Annotated in this window: 20 protein-coding genes; 17 read left to right on the top strand and 3 right to left on the bottom strand. The window is 43.2% G+C overall.

Annotation, left to right across the window (positions count from 1 at the left end; genetic code table 11):
• Positions 1–116 precede the first annotated feature (116 nt).
• Positions 117–1,127 (top strand): catabolite control protein A, encoded by a 1,011-nt coding sequence (gene ccpA / locus QZ359_RS02260; RefSeq protein WP_001090627.1) that lies wholly within the window; start codon positions 117–119, stop codon positions 1,125–1,127.
• A 51-nt stretch (positions 1,128–1,178) separates the two neighbouring features.
• On the opposite strand, the gene QZ359_RS02255 is transcribed toward ccpA, so the two are convergent.
• Entirely contained in the window at positions 1,179–2,141 is a 963-nt protein-coding gene (locus tag QZ359_RS02255) for an asparaginase (RefSeq protein ID WP_261077273.1), read from the bottom strand.
• Positions 2,142–2,206: 65 nt separating this feature from the next.
• On the opposite strand from QZ359_RS02255, the gene QZ359_RS02250 reads away from it, so the two are divergent.
• Positions 2,207–3,598 carry a Cof-type HAD-IIB family hydrolase gene (locus QZ359_RS02250; protein WP_261077272.1) on the top strand — a complete coding sequence of 464 codons (1,392 nt, stop codon included), beginning with the start codon at positions 2,207–2,209 and terminating at the stop codon, positions 3,596–3,598.
• A 124-nt stretch (positions 3,599–3,722) separates the two neighbouring features.
• On the opposite strand, the gene QZ359_RS02245 is transcribed toward QZ359_RS02250, so the two are convergent.
• The gene (locus tag QZ359_RS02245) at positions 3,723–4,175 is read right to left on the bottom strand and encodes a universal stress protein (protein WP_000079148.1); all 453 of its coding nucleotides are present in this window, start codon (positions 4,173–4,175) and stop codon (positions 3,723–3,725) included.
• Between the two features lie 161 nt (positions 4,176–4,336).
• On the opposite strand from QZ359_RS02245, the gene QZ359_RS02240 reads away from it, so the two are divergent.
• The 4 genes from QZ359_RS02240 to QZ359_RS02225 all read left to right on the top strand — a co-directional run bounded on the left by QZ359_RS02240 (position 4,337) and on the right by QZ359_RS02225 (position 8,383).
• Entirely contained in the window at positions 4,337–4,630 is a 294-nt protein-coding gene (locus QZ359_RS02240) for a hypothetical protein (RefSeq protein ID WP_261052329.1), read from the top strand.
• A gap of 156 nt (positions 4,631–4,786) precedes the next feature.
• Entirely contained in the window at positions 4,787–6,001 is a 1,215-nt protein-coding gene (locus QZ359_RS02235) for a pyridoxal phosphate-dependent aminotransferase (RefSeq protein WP_000666457.1), read from the top strand.
• Between the two features lie 144 nt (positions 6,002–6,145).
• On the top strand, positions 6,146–6,280 hold the full coding sequence (gene rpmH / locus QZ359_RS02230; protein WP_000831905.1) for a 50S ribosomal protein L34: 135 nt from the start codon (positions 6,146–6,148) through the stop codon (positions 6,278–6,280).
• A gap of 138 nt (positions 6,281–6,418) precedes the next feature.
• Positions 6,419–8,383 (top strand): peptide ABC transporter substrate-binding protein, encoded by a 1,965-nt coding sequence (locus tag QZ359_RS02225; protein WP_261068545.1) that lies wholly within the window; start codon positions 6,419–6,421, stop codon positions 8,381–8,383.
• Positions 8,384–8,669: 286 nt separating this feature from the next.
• Here the strand turns inward: QZ359_RS02225 and QZ359_RS02220 are convergent, their stop codons facing one another.
• Positions 8,670–10,514 carry an APC family permease gene (locus QZ359_RS02220; protein ID WP_153192787.1) on the bottom strand — a complete coding sequence of 615 codons (1,845 nt, stop codon included), beginning with the start codon at positions 10,512–10,514 and terminating at the stop codon, positions 8,670–8,672.
• 156 nt (positions 10,515–10,670) lie between these two features.
• Between QZ359_RS02220 and QZ359_RS02215 the strand changes: the two genes are divergently transcribed.
• From QZ359_RS02215 to pflA, 11 genes are all read left to right on the top strand, one after another.
• Positions 10,671–11,444: a TatD family hydrolase gene (locus tag QZ359_RS02215; protein WP_153192789.1), complete on the top strand. Its 774-nt coding sequence runs from the start codon at positions 10,671–10,673 to the stop codon at positions 11,442–11,444.
• The gene (gene rnmV, locus QZ359_RS02210) at positions 11,444–12,010 is read left to right on the top strand and encodes a ribonuclease M5 (protein ID WP_101776825.1); all 567 of its coding nucleotides are present in this window, start codon (positions 11,444–11,446) and stop codon (positions 12,008–12,010) included. The genes QZ359_RS02215 and rnmV overlap by 1 nt, the downstream gene beginning before the upstream one ends.
• A gap of 64 nt (positions 12,011–12,074) precedes the next feature.
• Positions 12,075–12,947, top strand: coding sequence for a 16S rRNA (adenine(1518)-N(6)/adenine(1519)-N(6))-dimethyltransferase RsmA (gene rsmA, locus QZ359_RS02205; RefSeq protein WP_004255823.1), 873 nt, complete (start codon positions 12,075–12,077; stop codon positions 12,945–12,947).
• A gap of 1 nt (position 12,948) precedes the next feature.
• Entirely contained in the window at positions 12,949–13,827 is an 879-nt protein-coding gene (gene rsgA, locus QZ359_RS02200) for a ribosome small subunit-dependent GTPase A (RefSeq protein ID WP_261066325.1), read from the top strand.
• A gap of 10 nt (positions 13,828–13,837) precedes the next feature.
• Entirely contained in the window at positions 13,838–14,494 is a 657-nt protein-coding gene (gene rpe, locus QZ359_RS02195; RefSeq protein WP_004255827.1) for a ribulose-phosphate 3-epimerase, read from the top strand.
• Entirely contained in the window at positions 14,457–15,119 is a 663-nt protein-coding gene (locus QZ359_RS02190; protein ID WP_261219356.1) for a thiamine diphosphokinase, read from the top strand. Before rpe ends, QZ359_RS02190 begins: the two co-directional genes overlap by 38 nt.
• A 1-nt stretch (position 15,120) precedes the next feature.
• A complete protein-coding gene (locus QZ359_RS02185) occupies positions 15,121–16,377 on the top strand; it encodes a DNA recombination protein RmuC (RefSeq protein ID WP_293957715.1) in 1,257 nt (418 codons plus the stop codon).
• Positions 16,367–17,308: a 3'-5' exoribonuclease YhaM family protein gene (locus QZ359_RS02180; RefSeq protein ID WP_293957713.1), complete on the top strand. Its 942-nt coding sequence runs from the start codon at positions 16,367–16,369 to the stop codon at positions 17,306–17,308. Before QZ359_RS02185 ends, QZ359_RS02180 begins: the two co-directional genes overlap by 11 nt.
• 105 nt (positions 17,309–17,413) lie before the next feature.
• Entirely contained in the window at positions 17,414–18,241 is an 828-nt protein-coding gene (purR, locus tag QZ359_RS02175; RefSeq protein WP_004238844.1) for a pur operon repressor, read from the top strand.
• A 66-nt stretch (positions 18,242–18,307) separates the two neighbouring features.
• Complete coding sequence (locus tag QZ359_RS02170; RefSeq protein ID WP_293957709.1) at positions 18,308–19,558, top strand: diaminopimelate decarboxylase; 1,251 nt, start codon at positions 18,308–18,310, stop codon at positions 19,556–19,558.
• A gap of 125 nt (positions 19,559–19,683) precedes the next feature.
• Positions 19,684–20,478 carry a pyruvate formate-lyase-activating protein gene (gene pflA / locus QZ359_RS02165; RefSeq protein WP_001288288.1) on the top strand — a complete coding sequence of 265 codons (795 nt, stop codon included), beginning with the start codon at positions 19,684–19,686 and terminating at the stop codon, positions 20,476–20,478.
• Positions 20,479–20,605 lie beyond the last annotated feature (127 nt).

Below are 20,605 nucleotides of genomic sequence, written 5' to 3'. Positions count from 1 at the left end.
TACTTGAAAGTGTTTACAAATAGTGATAAAATGGAATAAGTAGAATCATGAAAACGAAATTTTCATACCGTCTCTTTTTTGGAGTCTCGTGAGGTATGATATAGAAAGGAAATGGAATGAATACAGACGATACAGTAACGATTTATGATGTCGCCCGTGAAGCAGGAGTTTCAATGGCGACGGTTAGCCGTGTAGTCAATGGCAATAAGAATGTAAAAGAGAATACTCGTAAAAAAGTGCTTGAGGTGATTGATCGTTTAGATTACCGTCCAAATGCTGTGGCGCGTGGTCTTGCAAGTAAAAAGACAACCACTGTCGGTGTGGTGATCCCAAATATTACCAATGGCTATTTCTCAACGCTTGCTAAAGGGATTGACGATATCGCTGAAATGTACAAGTATAATATTGTCCTTGCTAATAGTGATGAGGATGATGACAAGGAAGTTTCAGTTGTCAATACCCTGTTTTCTAAGCAAGTGGATGGTATCATCTTTATGGGGTACCACTTGACTGAAAAAATTCGTTCAGAGTTTTCTCGTTCTCGGACACCAGTTGTTCTTGCAGGAACTGTGGATGTAGAACATCAGCTTCCAAGTGTCAATATTGACTACAAACAAGCAACGATTGATGCAGTAACCTACCTTGCTAAAGAAAATGAGCGCATCGCTTTTGTTAGCGGTCCACTAGTGGATGACATCAATGGTAAGGTTCGTTTGGTTGGCTACAAGGAAGCCTTGAAAAAAGCAGGTATTTCTTATAGCGAAGGATTGGTATTTGAATCTAAGTACACTTATGAAGACGGTTATGCCTTGGCAGAACGCTTGATTTCATCAAATGCAACTGCAGCAGTTGTAACAGGTGATGAATTGGCAGCAGGTGTCTTGAACGGCCTTGCTGATAAGGGTGTGTCTGTGCCAGAAGAGTTTGAAATCATTACTAGTGATGATTCACAAATCTCACGCTTTACCCGTCCAAACTTGACAACTATTGCCCAACCTCTTTATGACCTTGGCGCCATTAGTATGCGTATGTTGACTAAGATTATGCACAAGGAAGAGTTGGAAGAACGTGAAGTTCTCTTACCTCATGGTTTGACAGAACGTCGCTCAACACGAAAACGTAAATAGAAAAAATCAGGGAATCGTGCAGATTTCCTGATTTGCTTTTAGAGAAGAGGTTTACCCTTCCATATAGTCTTTCAAAGCTCGCCCTTTTAGTCCGGCATTGAGGGCAATGAGGAGTTTCAAGCGGGCTTTTTGGGCGTTGAGTTCTTTAACAAAGAAGACACCAGATTTTTGCAACTGCACGCCTCCACCTTGGTAGGCATAGACAGGCTCAGCGATACCGTTAAAGCATCGCGAAACCAGGGCGACTGGGATTCCTTTTTGCAGAAGGCTTTCTAACTTTTGAGACGTTTCTTTGGGAATATTACCAGCTCCGAAGGCTTGGATAATCAAACCGTCCAATTGTTCCAAATCCAGCATATCAATCAGCTCATCTGTCATACCAGCATAAGCAGAGATGATAGGGACTAATCCTTGTATGTGATCAAGGTCAAAGCGGACACGGGGTTCAGCTGTTTTGAAGTAGAGGATTTCCTGTTTCATGATCAGACCAAGTGGCCCGTGCGTTGGAGTCTGGAAGGTGCTGACGTTGGTCGTATGTGTTTTGGTAACATACTTGGCAGCGTGGATTTCATCGTTCATAACAACCAAAACTCCTTTGTCAGCAGCCCTGTTATCGCTAGCTACCCGCAAAGCACTCAGATAATTATAAACACCGTCACTGCCGAGTTCGTTGGAGCTGCGCATGGCCCCTGTTAGAACGATAGGCATATGGGGAACTTCCATGGTATCAAGGAAATAGGCTGTTTCCTCTAGAGTATCGGTCCCGTGTGTGATTACCACTCCATCGTAGTTAGCCGCTTCTTCTTTGATTTTTTGGTAGAGGGCCAGCATATGCTTGGGTTTAATATGGGGGCTTGGCAGGTTAAAAAAGTCCAAGGTGTGGACTTGGATTCCTTCAAGTGGGTTGGACACATGGTTCATGGGATTATCTGAACTAGTCACAACAGCGCCAGAAGCATCGGCCTGCATGGAAATAGTTCCACCTGTATGTAAAACAAGGATTTTCTTAGGCATGATTTACTCACTCTTTCTGAAATGTGGTATAATCATTGTATCACAAAAGGGGAGATTGGGATAGGATGGAAGTCAAAGCTGTTTTTTTTGATATCGATGGAACCTTGGTCAACGATCGCAAGAGTGTTTTGAAATCCACTAAGGACGCGATTAAGATTGTCAAAGAACAAGGAGTACTTGTCGGCGTAGCGACAGGTCGAGGACCTTTTTTTGTTAAGGAATTGATGGACGATTTGGATCTGGATTTTGCGGTAACCTACAATGGCCAGTATATCTTTACTAAAGAAAGAGTCTTGTTTACGAGCCCGATTTCCAAGTTACATTTGCGTCAGCTAATTTCTTATGCTAAAAAAGAGGGCAAGGAGATTGCTCTAGGGACCAAGGATGCCATGTTGGGTTCCAAAATCATGTCCTTTGGTTTGGGTTCTTTTTCCCAACGAATCAGTCGCTTCGTTCCCTCAGTTTTAACTCGGACAGTGAGTCATTCCTTTAATCGTATGGTCAGCAAGGTTGTTCCCCAAAAGGAAGAAGACCTGCTTCATCTGATAAATCAGCCTATCTACCAAGTCTTGATGCTGATGACGCCAGAAGAATCTGAGAAGGCGGCAGCTGATTTTGAAGACTTGAAATTGACACGTAGCAATCCTTTTGCAGCGGATGTCATCAATCAAGGAAACTCTAAATTGGAAGGCATACGCCGAGTTGGGAAAGAATATGGTTTTGACCTCAACCAAGTCATGGCTTTTGGTGACTCAGATAATGACCTTGAAATGCTGGCAGGTGTTGGTATGTCGGTCGCTATGGGAAATGGTAGTAGCAGTGTTAAGGAAGTTGCTAAGCATATTACCACCAGCAATCAGCAAGACGGAATCCATAAGGCCCTAGAACATTTTGGTGTTTTAGCTTCAGAAAAAGTCTTTGTCAGCCGTGACTATCATTTCAATAAGGTCAAGACCTTCCATCACATGATGGATGAACGAACCCAAGAAGAACCTCGAGCTTGGGATTTAGAAGGTGCAACCCATAGGGCTGGCTTTAAAATAGAAGAATTGGTGGAGTTTGTTCGAGCTGCCAGCCCTTCTGAAGAGGACTTTGGTCAAGCTCTATCGCAACTTCATCAGGCCCTTGATAAGGCAGCAGATAAGGTAGCACAGAAGACGCCTGCTCAGCAAGATTTGGTAGGGCAAGTGGATGCCTTGATTGACACACTTTACTTCACCTATGGCAGTTTTGTCTTGATGGGTGTGGATCCAGAACGTATTTTTGATATTGTTCATCAGGCCAATATGGGGAAAATTTTTCCAGATGGCAAGGCTCATTTTGATCCAATGACCCATAAAATCTTAAAACCAGATGATTGGGAAGAAAAATATGCTCCAGAACCTGCTATTAAAAAGGAACTGCAGCGTCAGCTCAAGGCTTATGAACGCCATAAAGAGAGAAATAATACTCAATGAAAATCAAAGAGCAAACTAGGAAACTAGCCGCAGGCTGCACTTGAGTACGGCAAGGCGACGTTGACGTGGTTTGAATAGTATAAATAGTAAACAAAAAGGAGCGTTGAGCTCCTTTTCTTCGTGATTATAAGGTTTTTTCTTGTTCTCTCACAACCAGCAAATCGACCTTAGCATGGCGAAGGATGTATTCAGATGAAGAGCCGACCAAGAGGCGTTCAAAGGCGTTGAGACCAGTTGCGCCAACGAGGATGAGGTCCACTTCTTCAGCATCGGGAATAGTACGTGCCAAGAGGGTTTTTGGATTTCCCATTTCAATGACGATATGAACATCTGCCACACCAGCATCTTTAGCACGTTTTTCGTACTCTTTCATCAGACTTTCAGCGTCGACTTGGAGTTCTTCGTAAACTTCAGCATCAAAGGTGGATACGCTTTGGAGAGCGCGTGTGTCAATGACATGTGCGATGGTGAGTTTAGCGTCGTTTCGTAGAGCAGAATGAACTCCCTTGACAAAAGCTAAGTCCGCTTCCTTAGAACCATCGATTGCGACCATGATATTTTGGTAACGTTGTGCCATAATGAAACCTCCTGAAATTTTCTTACTATAATTGTAAACCTTTTCACTATAGAAGTAAAGCAAAAAAAGTATTTTTCAAAAGAATGTTAGTGCTTAAAATCTATATAAATATATGATAAAATAAAAGAAAGGATAGCAGTAAAGAAGTGAAGGGAGGGAGAATGATGAAAAGCTCTTTTCAAAAATCAAATTTCCTTTATTATGGAATCATCCTAGTTTCAGTCTTGCTAGAAGTTATCGTGATCTGGCAATTAGAGAGTCTGGTACCGTTTCTTTATCCAGGTTTTATCGGATTTTTAGTCTTTCATGTACTCTACCATCTAATCTTATTCCTAGTTGCAAAACGAAGTGGGCGTTGGGATTATTTGATGATATGGGGACTTTTCCTCATGTTCAATCTTCTTTATGACTCCTTTTTAGGCTTGCTTTTTCTAGGTTTATCTTTTGGTATGTGATATGTCTTTGGCAAAATACCTGCTATCTCCCCTGTCTTGACCTCGCTTTTAGCGAGGCTTTTCTTCTATACGAAACTAGTAACACATTTCAGTAAACTTGTCGCATTTTCTTTCTAGTGGTATAATGTTACTATCCTGATGAATTGAGGAAACAAGATGAAAGAATATAACAAGTCTAGTAAGTTAGAGCATGTTGCTTATGATATCCGTGGTCCTGTTTTGGAAGAAGCCATGCGAATGCGAGCAAACGGAGAAAAGATTTTACGTCTGAATACAGGAAATCCAGCAGAATTTGGCTTTACAGCGCCAGACGAAGTCATTCATGACTTGATTATGAATGCGCGTGATAGTGAAGGTTATTCTGACTCAAAAGGGATTTTCTCAGCCCGTAAGGCTATCATGCAGTATTGCCAATTGAAAAAATTCCCAAACGTAGATATTGATGATATTTACCTTGGAAATGGTGTTAGTGAGCTGATTGTCATGTCCATGCAGGGGCTTTTGGACAACGGGGATGAAGTCTTGGTGCCAATGCCAGACTATCCTCTCTGGACAGCAGCTGTCAGCCTAGCTGGGGGAAATGCCGTTCACTATATCTGTGATGAAGCTGCAGAATGGTACCCAGATATTGACGATATCAAGTCAAAAATCACTTCCAATACCAAGGCAATCGTCCTTATCAATCCAAATAACCCAACTGGAGCCCTTTATCCTAAGGAACTCTTATTGGAAATCATTGAAATTGCCCGTCAAAACGATTTGATCATCTTTGCGGATGAAATTTACGATCGCATGGTAATGGATGGACATGTGCATACGCCTGTGGCGAGCTTGGCACCAGATGTCTTCTGTGTTAGCATGAATGGTCTGTCAAAATCCCATCGTATCGCTGGTTTCCGTGTAGGTTGGATGGTCTTGTCTGGACCTAAGACACACGTTAAAGGCTATATAGAAGGGCTCAATATGCTATCCAATATGCGCCTTTGCTCTAACGTTTTGGCCCAACAAGTCGTACAAACTTCCTTGGGTGGCCACCAATCAGTCGATGAATTGCTTCTTCCTGGTGGACGAATTTACGAGCAAAGAAACTTCATCTATAATGCCATTCAGGATATCCCAGGTTTGTCTGCGGTTAAACCCAAGGCTGGACTCTATATCTTCCCTAAAATCGACCGCAATATGTACCGTATCGATGATGATGAGCAGTTTGTCCTTAATTTCTTGAAGCAGGAAAAGGTTCTCTTGGTTCATGGTCGAGGCTTCAATTGGCAGGAACCAGACCACTTCCGTATCGTTTACCTTCCTCGTGTTGATGAACTAGCCCAAATCCAAGAAAAGATGACTCGATTCTTAAAACAGTATCGTAGATAGGGCTTACATTTGAAAAAGCTGGAAACATTTGCCTAGAGCTATTGACAAAAGTGAAAGAATCAGATAGAATAGTAAAGTATGTTTAGTAACTGATCACTTTATAGCCGGCTAAACGAATACAAAATCTATGAGGAGGTATTCATCGTGAAACGTACTTATCAACCAAGTAAACTTCGTCGTGCGCGCAAACACGGATTCCGTAACCGTATGTCAACTAAAAACGGTCGTCGCGTATTGGCAGCTCGTCGTCGTAAAGGACGCAAAGTTTTGGCTGCATAATCCAAACGAACCATAACAAAAATCAGTAGGAACTCGAGTCTACTGATTTTTATTTTTGTAAAAAAGTTCAAAAAGGCTTTATATTTTTGCTCAAATGGTGTATAATATTTCACATACTGTAAAAAATGGAGAATAATCATGAAGAAATCAAAAGTTATACTTTTTGGAGCTATGGCTTTGACAGCAGGTCTAGCTCTAGCGGCATGTGGGTCTTCCCAATCAAGTAATGCAGACAAGACTTACTCTTATATCTTTGTCAGTAACCCTGATACCTTGGATTATATTACCTCTACACGAGACTCTACATCTAGTATCACAACCAACTTGATTGATGGTTTGTTGGAAAATGACCAGTATGGCAATCTCATCCCATCTATGGCTGAGTCATGGACAGTGTCAAAAGATGGCTTGACTTACACTTATAAGATCCGTCAGGGAGCTAAATGGTACACTTCTGAAGGAGAAGAGTATGCAGATGTAACGGCTCATGACTTTGTGACAGGTCTCAAGTATGCGGCTGATAAAAAGGCTGAAAACTTGTACTTGGTACAAGACTCTATCAAGGGTCTAGCAGACTATGTTGAAGGGAGAACATCTGATTTTGGAACTGTTGGTGTTAAGGCAGTGGATGATTACACGCTACAGTACACCCTCAACCAACCTGAGACTTATTGGAACTCTAAAACAACAGCAAGTATCCTTAATCCTGTAAATGAAGCCTTCTTGAAGTCTAAGGGAGATGACTTTGGAAGTGTAACACCATCAAGTATCTTGTCAAATGGTCCTTACTTGTTTAAATCTTTCTCATCAAAATCTTTGATTGAGTTTGCTAAAAACCCTAATTACTGGGATAAGGACAATGTCAAAATTGAGAAAGTGAAACTCTCTTTCTTTGACGGTTCTGACCAAGACAGCATTGCTAGAGGTTTCTTGGATGGTAATTATACAGATGGCCGTATCTTCCCAACAAGCTCAGTCTTTGCTGAACTCAAGCAGGGAAATGAGGACAAGATTACCTATACACCGCAAAACTCAGTTACTTTCTATTATCTTTTCAACGTGAATCGTCAAAACTACAAGCAAACTATGAAACAGTCTGATAAGGAAAAGACAGATTCACGCGCAGCTATGCAGAATAAAGATTTCCGTCAGGCTATCAACTTTGCCTTTGACCGTCATGCTTATGCAGCACAGACAAATGGTGAAGATGGAGCAGACCGTATCTTGCGTAACACGGTTACACCAAGTAATTTTGTTCAAGTTGGCGATAAGAACTTCGGTGACATTGTCAATGAGAAAATTGTCAACTACGGTAAAGATTGGGCAAATATCAACCTAAACGATGGTAAGCAAGCCTTCTTGAACCCTGACAAGGCCAAAGAGAAGTTTGCTAAGGCCAAAGAAAGTCTGCAAGCACAGGGAGTAACCTTCCCAATTCATTTGGATATGCCAGTTGACCAGACTGCTAAATTAGATGTGCAACAGGCTGGTTCCTTCAAGCAAACAGTAGAAGCCACTCTTGGTAAGGAGAATGTAGTCATCGATGTTATCCAACTTTCTCCAGATGAAAAAGACCAAGCAACCTACTTTGCAGATACAGCAGAACAAAAAGACTACGATATCGACATCTCAGGATGGGGTGGAGACTACTCAGATCCGAAGACTTATCTAGCTATCCTTGATCCAGAGACAGGTTCTCAGTTGAAAAACATGGGCTTGTCTGAAGGAAAAGACAAGGAAGTCAAGGATAAGATTGGTCTTTCTGACTATAAGAAACTCTTGGATCAGGCAGATGCGGAAATCACAGATACTCAAGCTCGCTATGAAAAATACGCTGAAGCCCAAGCTTGGTTGACAGATAGTGCCCTCTTCCTACCAGTTCAAAGTGGCGGAGCCAACCCAATCTTCCGTAAGACTGTACCGTTTACAGGCCCATTCTCATTTGTTGGTCATAAAGGAAATGCGGACAACTACAAATATGTTGAATTGCAAAAAGAGCCAGTAACTGCTAAACAGTACCAAGAACTTTACGAAAAATGGCTGAAAGAAAAAGCTGAGTCAAATAAAAAAGCTCAGGAAGATTTAGCTAACCATATTCAATAGTATTCCTAGTCATGCTTTTCAGTTAATACTCTTCGAAAATCTCTTCAAACCACGTCAGCGTTGCCTTGCCGTATATATGTGACTGACTTCGTCAGTTTCATCTGCAACCTCAAAACAGTGTTTTGAGCTGACTTCGTCAGTTTCATCTACAACCTCAAAGCAGTGCTTTGAGCAGCCTGCGGCTAGCTTCCTAGTTTGCTCTTTGATTTTCATTGAGTATAAGCATAGTGATAGGTTTCAGAAAAAGGCCTTACCAGAGCTTCTTGGTTCTGGTAGGGCCTTTTCTTTATTCTTTTAAGTGATAAGAGTAGCTAGCGACAACGACGTCTTGATGCCAACGAAGAGCGTATTTGAGTTTGAGGCTCATTTGATTGTGTAGAATATTTTGCCAAGGTTTATTAGGGATAAACTGGGGTACCAGGACAGTGACTGTATAGTTCTTTTTCTGGGCATCCTCAGAGATCCGTTTGACATACTTGACAGTAGGCGTGATGATGTCGCGGTAGCTGGTCTTGATGTTCTTCAGAGTAATGGTTGGGAAGTAATCGGCAAATTCTTGGAGAATTTCTTGGTCTTTCTCTGCTGTTTCCTTAGTAGAAATGTGCATGGCTAGGACTTCATCTCCGATACTTTGAGCGTAGTTAATGGCTCCGACGCTAACTCGGGTGACATTTCCTACTAGGACGAGAACTAGATTGCCATCGTAGGTACGTTTTTCGATGCCTTCATAGAGTCGCAGTTGTTGAGCTACTTTTTGGTAATGACTGTGAATCGCCAAGAAGAGTAGAGTGAGTACGAGAATAATCGGGAAGAAAGGCCAGATATCACTGAGACGGAAAAAGAGCAAGATTAGTACAATCGCGTAGCAAATGATAGCTCCAAGGATATTGGCAAGGGCAGGTTTTAAGAAATTTGCCCCTTTTTTCTTTTTCCAATGACGAATCATCCCAGTCTGAGAAAGGGCAAAGGGCACGAAGACACCGATAGTATAAAGAGGAATCAAGCGTTCGGTATTGCCATTAAAAATGAGAAGAAGAATCATAGCCCCAAAAGCCAGAGTTAAAATTCCATTGGAGTAGCCTAGTCGGTCTCCTTTTTCCATAAAGAGATGGGGCATGTACTTGTTTTTAGCCATATTGTAAGCCAGCATAGGAAAGGCTGAAAAGCCGGTATTTGCAGCTACGGCCAAAATTAAGGCTGTGGAGAATTGGAAGATATAATAGCCAAGGTGACCTAAGAAGGAATTGCCAAGGATGCCTTGAGCCATCTGTGAAAGAATAGTTTCGCCGTGTTGAGGCATAATCCCCATCCAGTAGTTTAGGAAGGTGATACCAGCAAAAAGGAAACCTAAAATCAGTGACATAATGGTCAAGGTTTGAGCGGCATTCTTTTCTTTTGGAGACTTGAAAAAGGGAACGGCATTTGAAATAGCTTCAACCCCTGTCAGAGAGGCAGAACCACTGGTAAAGGCTCTTAGAATGAGAACGATAGACAGACTCGGTACAGCATGCCCGATAGGAGAAGTTGCCTGATAGCTGAGAGAGCCTGTCATTAGTTGAAAGATTCCATAGAGTAAGAGAAAGACAGTACTGATGATAAAGAGATAGACAGGAATCATCAGTGAACTGGCAGATTCTTTCAACCCCCGTAAATTCAAGAGCATAAGCAAGCAAACTAGAAAAATGGAGATGTGAAGGTTGTAAGGGTGGAGGACAGGGAGGGCTGCTGTGATAGCATCAGCTCCAGATGATACCGATACCGCCACAGTCAGCATGTAGTCAACCAGCAGACTACCTCCAGCGATCAAGCCTAGCTCGGGAGATAGATTTTCTCGAGTTACCATATAGGCCCCTCCTCCTTGAGGATAGGCATGGATGATTTGACGGTAGGAAACGGTCAGGCTGGCCAGAAGTAGGAGGACAAAAAGGCCGATAGGAAGACTCCACCATATAGCAAGAGGAGAGAGACTAGTCAAGACGAGGACTACTTGCTCAGGCCCATAGGCAATGGAAGATAGAGCGTCGCTTGACAACATGGCCAAGGCCTGCATTTTTCCCAGTAGTCCCCCTTCGCCTTCGGTTAAGGACTTGAGAGGACGACCGATAAAGGTCTGTTTTAATTTTGTAAACATGGTATTTTCCTTTTCTGAAAATTTCAATAAGTGCTATTATACTGCTTTGGAAAAATAGCGTCAAGAGACGACGATGGATTTTAGAATATTTTGTACGGATGAGGAGAGAGGGCAGTTTTTTGGTATAATAGAAGATAGAAAACGAGGTTAGAAGAGATGATTTTTGATACACATACACATTTGAATGTAGAAGAATTTGCGGGTCGTGAGGCAGAAGAAATTGCCTTGGCTGCTGAGATGGGTGTGACACAGATGAATATTGTTGGTTTTGATAAGCCGACGATTGAGCGTGCCTTGGAGTTGGTAGATGAGTATGACCAGCTCTATGCGACTATCGGTTGGCATCCGACAGAAGCAGGGACTTACACAGAGGAGATTGAAGCCTACTTGCTTGACAAGCTCAAGCATCCAAAGATAGTTGCCTTGGGTGAGATTGGATTGGACTACCATTGGATGACAGCGCCCAAAGAGGTGCAGGAGCAGGTTTTTCGTCGTCAGATTCAGTTATCTAAGGACTTGGATTTGCCTTTTGTTGTCCACACCCGTGATGCGCTGGAAGATACCTATGAGATTATCAAGAGCGAGGGAGTTGGCCCTCGAGGTGGCATTATGCATTCTTTCTCAGGGTCTCTTGAATGGGCAGAGAAGTTTGTCGAACTTGGCATGACCATTTCCTTCTCAGGAGTGGTGACTTTTAAGAAAGCAACTGACATCCAAGAAGCAGCTAAAGAGTTACCTTTGGACAAGATTTTGGTGGAAACGGATGCGCCTTACTTAGCACCTGTACCCAAGCGTGGTCGCGAAAACAAAACAGCCTATACTCGCTATGTAGTGGACTTTATCGCCGACTTGCGTGGTATGACGACAGAAGAGCTAGCGGCAGCAACGACTGCAAATGCAGAACGAATTTTTGGATTGGACAGCAAGTAATGAAAGAAAAAATTTCTCAAGTCATCGTGGTTGAAGGTCGCGATGATACGGCCAATCTCAAACGCTATTTCGATGTAGAGACCTATGAGACACGAGGTTCTGCCATCAATGATCAGGATATAGAGCGGATTCAACGTCTGCACCAACGTCATGGAGTCATTGTCTTTACAGACCCAGATTTTAATGGGGAGCGGATTCGTCGCATGATTATGACGGCCATCCCAACAGTTCAGCATGCCTTCCTCAAACGAGATGAAGCTGTTCCCAAGTCCAAAACCAAGGGACGTTCTCTGGGAATCGAACATGCCAGCTATGAAGATCTGAAAACGGCTCTAGCTCAGGTGACAGAACAATTTGAACATGAGAGTCAGTTTGACATCAGTCGTAGCGACTTGATTCGCCTTGGTTTTCTAGCAGGGGCAGATAGCCGTAAGCGCAGAGAATATCTAGGAGAGGCTCTTCGAATCGGCTATTCCAACGGCAAGCAACTCCTCAAACGCCTAGAGTTGTTTGGGGTTACCTTGGCAGAAGTGGAAGAAGCTATGAAATCTTATGAGAACAGCTAAGCAGACCCCAAATGTAAGGGGAATGTGTTACAATAGTAGTAACAGATAATAGAAAAGAGAATAGATGAGAATTGCAGATTATAGCGTGACCAAGGCAGTGCTGGAGCGTCACGGTTTTACCTTTAAAAAGTCCTTTGGGCAAAATTTCTTGACGGATACCAATATCCTTCAAAAAATCGTGGATACGGCTGAGATTGATGACCAGGTCAATGTCATCGAAATCGGGCCAGGGATTGGTGCCTTGACGGAGTTTCTGGCTGAGCGTGCGGCTCAGGTCATGGCCTTTGAAATTGACCACCGTTTGGTGCCGATTTTGGCAGACACCTTGCGTGATTTTGATAATGTGACCGTTGTCAACGAGGATATTCTCAAGGTTGACTTGGCGCAGCATATCCAGAATTTTAAAAATCCTGACCTGCCAATCAAGGTAGTGGCTAATTTGCCTTACTACATCACAACGCCTATTCTCATGCACTTGATAGAGAGTGGGATTCCTTTTAGTGAGTTTGTCGTCATGATGCAAAAAGAAGTGGCAGACCGCATCTCCGCTCAACCCAATACCAAGGCTTATGGTAGCTTGTCGATTGCGGTGCAGTACTACATGACTGCCAAGGTTGCCTTCATCGTGCCTCGTACGGTCTTTGTGCCAGCGCCAAATGTGGATTCGGCTATCTTGAAAATGGTGCGTCGTCCAGAGCCAGCTGTAGCAGTAGAAGACGAGAACTTCTTCTTTAAGGTTTCCAAGGCAAGTTTCACTCATCGTCGCAAGACCTTATGGAATAACTTGACAGGTTACTTTGGCAAGACTGAAGAGGTCAAGGACAAGCTGACTAAGGCTTTGGACCAAGCAGGCTTGTCACCAAGTGTGCGTGGGGAAGCTCTCAGCTTGGCAGAGTTTGCCAGCCTAGCAGATGCACTTAAAGGGCAAGGACTCTAAGATGCAGGGACAAATCATTAAAGCCTTGGCTGGGTTCTACTATGTAGAGAGTGATGACCAAGTCTATCAAACACGCGCGCGTGGGAATTTCCGTAAAAAAGGCCATACCCCTTACGTTGGGGATTGGGTAGATTTCTCTGCCGAGGAAAATTCAGAGGGCTATATCCTCAAGATTCACGAACGGAAAAATAGTCTGGTCCGTCCGCCCATTGTCAATATTGACCAAGCTGTGGTGATCATGTCTGTCAAGGAACCTGATTTTAACAGCAATTTGTTGGATCGTTTCTTGGTTCTATTGGAGCACAAGGACATCCATCCTATCATTTATATTTCTAAAATGGACTTGCTGGAAGATCGGTCAGAATTGGATTTTTACCAGCAGACCTATGGTGACATTGGCTATGACTTTGTGACCAGTAAAGAAGAACTCTTGCCTTTGTTAACAGGAAAGGTTACAGTCTTTATGGGGCAGACAGGTGTTGGGAAGTCAACTCTTCTCAATAAAATCGCACCAGATCTCAATCTTGAAACAGGAGAAATCTCAGACAGTCTGGGTCGTGGGCGCCATACCACTCGAGCTGTTAGTTTTTACAACCTCAATGGGGGTAAAATCGCGGACACACCAGGTTTTTCATCGCTGGACTATGAAGTATCAACGGCTGAAGACCTCAATCAGGCTTTTCCAGAGCTTGCCACTGTCAGTCGAGACTGCAAGTTCCGTACTTGTACCCATACCCATGAGCCGTCCTGTGCTATCAAGCCAGCAGTTGAAGAAGGTGTTATTGCCAGCTTCCGTTTTGACAACTACCTGCAATTCCTCAGTGAGATTGAAAATCGCAGAGAAACCTATAAAAAAGTCAGCAAAAAAATTCCAAAATAAGGAGAAACCTATGTCTCAATACAAGATTGCTCCGTCAATTCTGGCAGCAGATTATGCCAACTTTGAACGTGAAATCAAACGCCTAGAAGCAACTGGGGCAGAATATGCCCATATCGATATCATGGATGGTCACTTTGTACCACAAATCAGTTTTGGTGCAGGTGTGGTCGAAGCTCTTCGCCCTCATAGCAAGATGGTCTTTGACTGCCACTTGATGGTAGCTAATCCAGAGCATCATTTAGAAGATTTTGCGCGTGCAGGTGCAGATATCATCAGCATCCATGTGGAAGCAACGCCTCATATTCATGGTGCCCTCCAAAAAATTCGTTCACTCGGAGTTAAGCCTTCAGTCGTTATCAATCCTGGTACACCAGTTGAAGCGATTAAGCACGTGCTTCATCTAGTTGACCAAGTTTTAGTTATGACAGTTAACCCTGGCTTCGGTGGACAAGCCTTTCTGCCAGAAACCATGGATAAGGTCCGAGAGTTGGTTGCTCTTCGTGATGAAAAAGGCTTGAACTTTGAAATCGAAGTGGATGGCGGGATTGATGACCAAACTATTGCTCAAGCCAAAGAAGCTGGTGCGACTGTTTTTGTAGCAGGTTCCTATGTCTTTAAGGGAGATGTCAATGAGCGAGTACAAACTCTCAGAAAACAACTGGACTAGTGTTGCCGTTTTTGCAGGAGGAGACCGTGGTCATTATCGGACGGACTTTGATTGCTTTGTCGGTGTGGATCGAGGCTCGCTCTGGGTCTTGGAGGAAAACCTACCTCTTGCTCTAGCAGTCGGAGATTTTGATTCTGTGACCGAAGAAGAACGACAGGTGATTCAAAAACGTGCCCAGCATTTTGTCCAAGCCCGACCAGAAAAAGATGATACAGATTTGGAATTGGCTCTCTTAACCGTCTTTGAGAAAAATCCTCAGGCTCAGGTCACTATTTTCGGTGCTTTGGGTGGCCGTATTGACCATATGTTGGCCAATGTCTTTCTGCCTAGCAATCCTAAGTTGGCACCCTATATGCATCAAATAGAAATTGAGGATGGGCAAAATTTGATTGCCTATTGTCCAGAAGGGATCAGTCAGCTTGAACCCCGTTCAGACTACGACTATCTAGCCTTTATGCCAGTTCGGGATAGCCAGCTGACTATTCTCGGTGCTAAGTATGAGTTGACAGAGGAAAATTTTTTCTTTAAAAAAGTGTACGCTTCTAACGAATATATAGATAGGGAAGTTTCGGTGACTTGCCCAGATGGCTATGTGGTTGTCTTGCATAGCAAGGATAGGAGGTAGGATGGAAAGTTTACTTGTTCTATTATTGATTGCCAACCTAGCTGGCCTCTTTCTGATTTGGCAAAGGCAGAATAAGCAGGAAAAACATCTGACCAAGAGCTTGGAGGATCAGGCAGATCACTTGTCAGACCAGTTGGATTACCGCTTTGAACAAGCCAGACAAGCCAGTCAGTTAGATCAAAAAGACTTGGAAGTAGCTGTCAGCGACCGTTTGCAGGAAGTGCGAATGGAATTGCACCAAGGTCTGACGCAAGTCCGTCAAGAAATGACAGATAATCTCCTCCAAACCAGAGACAAGACTGACCAACGTCTCCAAGCCTTGCAGGAATCAAATGAGCAACGTTTGGAACAAATGCGCCAGACAGTCGAGGAAAAGTTAGAAAAGACCTTGCAGACACGCTTGCAGGCTTCCTTTGAGACAGTTTCCAAACAACTGGAGTCGGTCAATCGTGGTCTTGGAGAAATGCAGACAGTTGCCCGTGATGTTGGAACTCTCAACAAGGTTCTCTCTGGAACCAAGACGCGAGGGATTCTGGGAGAATTGCAACTGGGCCAAATCATCGAGGATATCATGACTCCTAGCCAGTATGAACGAGAATTTGCAACGGTTGAAAACTCCAGTGAACGAGTGGAGTATGCCATTAAGTTGCCTGGACAGGGTGACCAGGAATATATCTACTTACCGATTGATTCCAAGTTTCCACTGGCAGATTATTACCGTCTAGAAGAAGCCTATGAAGCAGGTGATAAGGACGAGATCGAACGCTGTCGTAAGTCGCTCCTAGCCAGCGTCAAACGCTTTGCCAAGGATATCAGGAGCAAGTACATAGCACCGCCTCGGACTACCAATTTTGGAGTTTTGTTTGTTCCAACAGAAGGTCTCTACTCAGAAATCGTCCGCAATCCGGTCTTCTTTGATGACTTGAGACGGGAGGAGCAGATTATTGTTGCAGGACCAAGTACCCTATCAGCTCTTCTTAACTCCCTATCGGTTGGTTTCAAAACCCTCAATATCCAAAAGAGTGCCGGCCATATCAGCAAGACTCTTGCCAGTGTCAAGACCGAGTTTGGCAAGTTTGGTGGCATTCTGGTCAAGGCACAAAAACATCTCCAACATGCCTCTGGCAATATTGATGAACTATTAAACCGTCGCACCACAGCTATCGAGCGGACGCTCCGTCACATTGAGTTATCAGAAGGTGAGCCTGCGCTTGATCTACTCCATTTCCAAGAAAATGAGGAAGAATATGAAGATTAGTCACATGAAAAAAGATGAGCTGTTTGAAGGATTTTACCTAATCAAATCAGCTGACCTGAGGCAAACTCGAGCTGGGAAAAACTACCTAGCCTTTACCTTCCAAGATGATAGTGGCGAGATTGAAGGAAAACTCTGGGATGCCCAACCTCATAACGTTGAGGCCTTTACTGCAGGTAAGGTTGTCCACATGAAAGGGCGCCGAGAAGTTTATAACAACACTCCACAGGTCAATCAAATCACCCTACGCTTGCCTCAACCTGGCGAACCAAATGACCCAGCTGATTTCAAGGTCAAGTCGCCAGTTGATGTCAAGGAAATTCGTGACTACATGTCGCAAATGATTTTCAAAATAGAAAATCCTGTCTGGCAACGAATTGTCAGAAAGCTCTACACCAAGTATGATAAGGAATTCTATTCTTATCCAGCTGCCAAGATCAACCACCATGCCTTTGAAACGGGATTGGCCTATCATACGGCGACCATGGTGCGCTTGGCCGATGCCATTAGCGAGATCTATCCTCAGCTCAATAAGAGTCTGCTCTATGCGGGTATTATGCTACATGACTTGGCTAAAGTCATTGAGTTGACGGGACCAGACCAGACTGAGTATACAGTGCGAGGTAATCTTCTTGGGCATATTGCTCTAATTGATAGCGAAATTACCAAGACAGTTATGGAACTCGGTATCGATGATACCAAGGAAGAAGTCGTTCTGCTTCGTCACGTCATCCTTAGTCACCACGGCTTGCTAGAGTATGGAAGTCCAGTCCGTCCACGCATTATGGAAGCAGAGATTATCCATATGATTGATAATCTGGATGCAAGCATGATGATGATGTCAACAGCTCTGGCTTTGGTGGATAAAGGAGAGATGACCAATAAAATCTTCGCTATGGACAATCGTTCCTTCTATAAACCAGATTTAGATTAATAATTTAAGAAAAATGAGCATTTTTTAGGACAAGAATGTTCGTTTTTTTATGTGAATATGGTATAATAGATAAAATATCAAAATTAAATGAAATGGGAAATAGAAATGAAATTAAGAAGAAGTGATCGGATGGTTGTCATTTCCAACTATTTGATTAATAATCCTTATAAACTAACTAGTCTCAATACTTTTGCTGAAAAGTATGAATCTGCTAAATCATCCATCTCAGAGGATATCGTCATTATCAAACGCGCCTTTGAGGAAATCGAAATCGGTCATATCCAGACAGTAACTGGTGCTGGCGGAGGTGTCATCTTTACACCATCAATCTCAAGTCATGATGCCAAGGAAATGGTTGAGGATTTGCGTGCCAAGTTGTCAGAAAGTGACCGTATCTTACCAGGTGGCTACATCTACCTGTCTGATTTGCTTAGCACACCAGCTATCTTGAAAAATATTGGTCGCATTATTGCCAAGAGTTTTATGGACCAAAAAATTGATGCGGTTATGACAGTAGCGACCAAGGGTGTTCCACTTGCAAATGCAGTTGCCAATGTCCTCAATGTCCCTTTTGTTATTGTGCGCCGTGACCTGAAAATTACCGAAGGTTCAACTGTTAGCGTCAACTATGTATCCGGTTCAAGTGGTGACCGTATCGAGAAAATGTTCCTTTCAAAACGCAGTCTCAAGGCAGGCAGCCGTGTCTTGATTGTGGATGACTTCTTGAAAGGCGGCGGAACTGTTAACGGGATGATTAGTCTCTTGCGTGAGTTCGACTCAGAACTGGCAGGTGTAGCGGTCTTTGCGGACAATGCCCAAGAAGAACGTGAAAAGCAGTTTGACTACAAGTCACTCTTGAAGGTAACCAATATTGATGTCAAGAACCAAGCCATCGATGTTGAGGTTGGCAATATCTTTGACGAAGATAAATAAGAGATAGAACTAAAGGTTGGAACGATTGTCCCAGCCTTTCTTTGCAAATAGAATAGAAGGAAGCTTATGAAAACACCATTTATCAATAGAGAAGAGTTAGAAGCGATTGTTGCCGAGTTCCCAACTCCCTTTCACTTGTATGATGAGAAGGGGATTCGTGAGAAGGCAAGGGCCGTCAACCAAGCCTTTTCGTGGAACAAGGGCTTTAAGGAATATTTTGCAGTTAAGGCTACTCCAACACCAGCTATTTTGAAAATTCTCCAAGAGGAAGGCTGTGGTGTGGACTGCTCTAGTTATGTGGAGCTTTTGATGAGCCATAAACTGAATTTCCCTGGTTCTGAGATTATGTTCTCTTCAAACAACACGCCAGACATGGAATACGCCTATGCGCGTGAATTGGGTGCGACCATTAACTTGGATGCCTTTGAAGATATTGAACATCTAGAGCGTGCAGCAGGCATTCCAGAAATTATCTCTTGTCGTTACAATCCTGGAGGCGTTTTTGAACTGGGGACAGACATTATGGACAATCCTGGAGAAGCCAAGTTTGGTATGACCAAGGACCAGCTCTTTGAAGCTTTTGCCATCTTGAAGGAAAAAGGAGCCAAGACTTTTGGGATTCACTCCTTCCTAGCGTCCAATACCGTGACCCATCTCTATTATCCAGAGTTGGCGCGTCAGCTTTTTGAATTGGCTGTTGAAATCAAGGAAAAGTTGGGCATTTCGCTAGACTTTATCAATCTTTCCGGCGGTATTGGGGTCAATTATCGTCCAGACCAGGAGCCAAATGATATCGCTTTGATTGGTGAGGGGGTTCGTAAGGTGTATGAAGAGGTCCTTACGCCAGCAGGTCTTGGTCAGGTCAAGATTTTTACCGAATTGGGTCGTTTTATGTTAGCCCCTCACGGTGCTTTGGTTACAAGAGTCACTCATAAGAAGAAAACCTACCGTACCTATCTAGGTGTGGATGCATCAGCAGTCAACCTCATGCGTCCAGCTATGTACGGAGCTTATCATCACATTACTAACGTGACCCATCCAGATGGACCAGCTGAAGTGGTAGATGTGGTTGGGTCACTCTGTGAAAACAATGATAAATTTGCAGTGAATCGCGAACTGCCTCATACAGAAATCGGTGATTTGCTGGTAATTCATGATACAGGTGCTCACGGTTTTTCAATGGGCTACCAGTATAATGCCAAACTTCGTTCTGCGGAAATCCTTTATACCGAAGAAGGTAAAGCCCGTCAAATCCGCCGTGCAGAGCGCCCTGAGGACTACTTTGCAACCTTGTATGGCTTTGATTTTGAAGAATAAAATGATAAGTAATTGAAAATGAAATTGAAAAACAGATTGCTTTCTAAAAAATAGGCAAAAATCTTGTTTTTCCTTCAAGTCGTGATATAATAAAACTATAAAACGTTTTCAAGGAAGGTAACGATATGTCTGAAGAAACAATTGATTATGGACAAGTGACAGGAATGGTGCATTCGACAGAAAGCTTTGGGTCAGTAGATGGGCCTGGTATTCGCTTTATTGTCTTTTTGCAGGGCTGTCACATGCGTTGCCAGTATTGCCATAACCCGGATACTTGGGCTATGGAGTCCAATAAGTCACGTGAACGGACGGTAGATGATGTCTTGACAGAAGCCTTGCGCTACCGCGGTTTCTGGGGAAATAAGGGTGGGATTACAGTCAGTGGAGGAGAAGCCCTCTTGCAGATTGATTTCCTGATTGCCCTCTTCACTAAGGCTAAGGAACAAGGAATCCACTGTACCTTGGATACCTGTGCCCTTCCTTTCCGTAATAAACCACGTTACCTTGAAAAATTTGACAAACTCATGGCTGTCACTGACTTGGTCCTCTTGGATATCAAGGAAATCAACGAAGAACAGCACAAGATTGTTACTAGCCAAACCAATAAAAATATCTTGGCTTGTGCCCAGTATCTATCAGATATTGGAAAACCTGTCTGGATTCGCCACGTGCTAGTTCCAGGTTTGACAGACAGAGATGATGACTTGATTGAACTTGGTAAGTTCGTCAAAACCCTCAAAAATGTGGATAAGTTTGAAATTCTACCATATCACACCATGGGTGAGTTTAAATGGCGTGAATTGGGAATTCCTTATTCACTCGAAGGGGTTAAACCACCAACAGCAGACCGCGTCAAGAACGCTAAAAAACTCATGGATACCGAAAGTTATCAAGACTATATGAAACGTGTACACGGATAAAAAAGAAGCCTGATGGAAACATCGGGCTTTTAAGTTTACACAAATCTAGATAATTAAATGAAACAAAATTTTATACTCTTCGAAAATCTCTTCAAACCACGTCAGCTTTATCTGCAACCTCAAAGCA

The organism is Streptococcus sp., assembly GCF_019414905.1.
Classification (GTDB): domain Bacteria; phylum Bacillota; class Bacilli; order Lactobacillales; family Streptococcaceae; genus Streptococcus.
The sequence above is the reverse complement of the archived record's forward strand: the minus strand, read 5'-3'. Positions and strand labels throughout refer to the sequence as shown.

Excerpts from the sequence above, each read along its gene's own strand:
- ccpA (WP_001090627.1), top strand. The coding sequence starts at position 117 with ATGAATACAGACGATACAGTAACGATTTATGATGTCGCCCGTGAAGCA.
- QZ359_RS02255 (WP_261077273.1), bottom strand. The coding sequence starts at position 2,141 with ATGCCTAAGAAAATCCTTGTTTTACATACAGGTGGAACTATTTCCATG.
- QZ359_RS02250 (WP_261077272.1), top strand. The coding sequence starts at position 2,207 with ATGGAAGTCAAAGCTGTTTTTTTTGATATCGATGGAACCTTGGTCAAC.
- QZ359_RS02245 (WP_000079148.1), bottom strand. The coding sequence starts at position 4,175 with ATGGCACAACGTTACCAAAATATCATGGTCGCAATCGATGGTTCTAAG.
- QZ359_RS02240 (WP_261052329.1), top strand. The coding sequence starts at position 4,337 with ATGATGAAAAGCTCTTTTCAAAAATCAAATTTCCTTTATTATGGAATC.
- QZ359_RS02235 (WP_000666457.1), top strand. The coding sequence starts at position 4,787 with ATGAAAGAATATAACAAGTCTAGTAAGTTAGAGCATGTTGCTTATGAT.
- QZ359_RS02225 (WP_261068545.1), top strand. The coding sequence starts at position 6,419 with ATGAAGAAATCAAAAGTTATACTTTTTGGAGCTATGGCTTTGACAGCA.
- QZ359_RS02220 (WP_153192787.1), bottom strand. The coding sequence starts at position 10,514 with ATGTTTACAAAATTAAAACAGACCTTTATCGGTCGTCCTCTCAAGTCC.
- QZ359_RS02215 (WP_153192789.1), top strand. The coding sequence starts at position 10,671 with ATGATTTTTGATACACATACACATTTGAATGTAGAAGAATTTGCGGGT.
- rnmV (WP_101776825.1), top strand. The coding sequence starts at position 11,444 with ATGAAAGAAAAAATTTCTCAAGTCATCGTGGTTGAAGGTCGCGATGAT.
- rsmA (WP_004255823.1), top strand. The coding sequence starts at position 12,075 with ATGAGAATTGCAGATTATAGCGTGACCAAGGCAGTGCTGGAGCGTCAC.
- rsgA (WP_261066325.1), top strand. The coding sequence starts at position 12,949 with ATGCAGGGACAAATCATTAAAGCCTTGGCTGGGTTCTACTATGTAGAG.
- rpe (WP_004255827.1), top strand. The coding sequence starts at position 13,838 with ATGTCTCAATACAAGATTGCTCCGTCAATTCTGGCAGCAGATTATGCC.
- QZ359_RS02190 (WP_261219356.1), top strand. The coding sequence starts at position 14,457 with ATGAGCGAGTACAAACTCTCAGAAAACAACTGGACTAGTGTTGCCGTT.
- QZ359_RS02185 (WP_293957715.1), top strand. The coding sequence starts at position 15,121 with ATGGAAAGTTTACTTGTTCTATTATTGATTGCCAACCTAGCTGGCCTC.
- QZ359_RS02180 (WP_293957713.1), top strand. The coding sequence starts at position 16,367 with ATGAAGATTAGTCACATGAAAAAAGATGAGCTGTTTGAAGGATTTTAC.
- purR (WP_004238844.1), top strand. The coding sequence starts at position 17,414 with ATGAAATTAAGAAGAAGTGATCGGATGGTTGTCATTTCCAACTATTTG.
- QZ359_RS02170 (WP_293957709.1), top strand. The coding sequence starts at position 18,308 with ATGAAAACACCATTTATCAATAGAGAAGAGTTAGAAGCGATTGTTGCC.
- pflA (WP_001288288.1), top strand. The coding sequence starts at position 19,684 with ATGTCTGAAGAAACAATTGATTATGGACAAGTGACAGGAATGGTGCAT.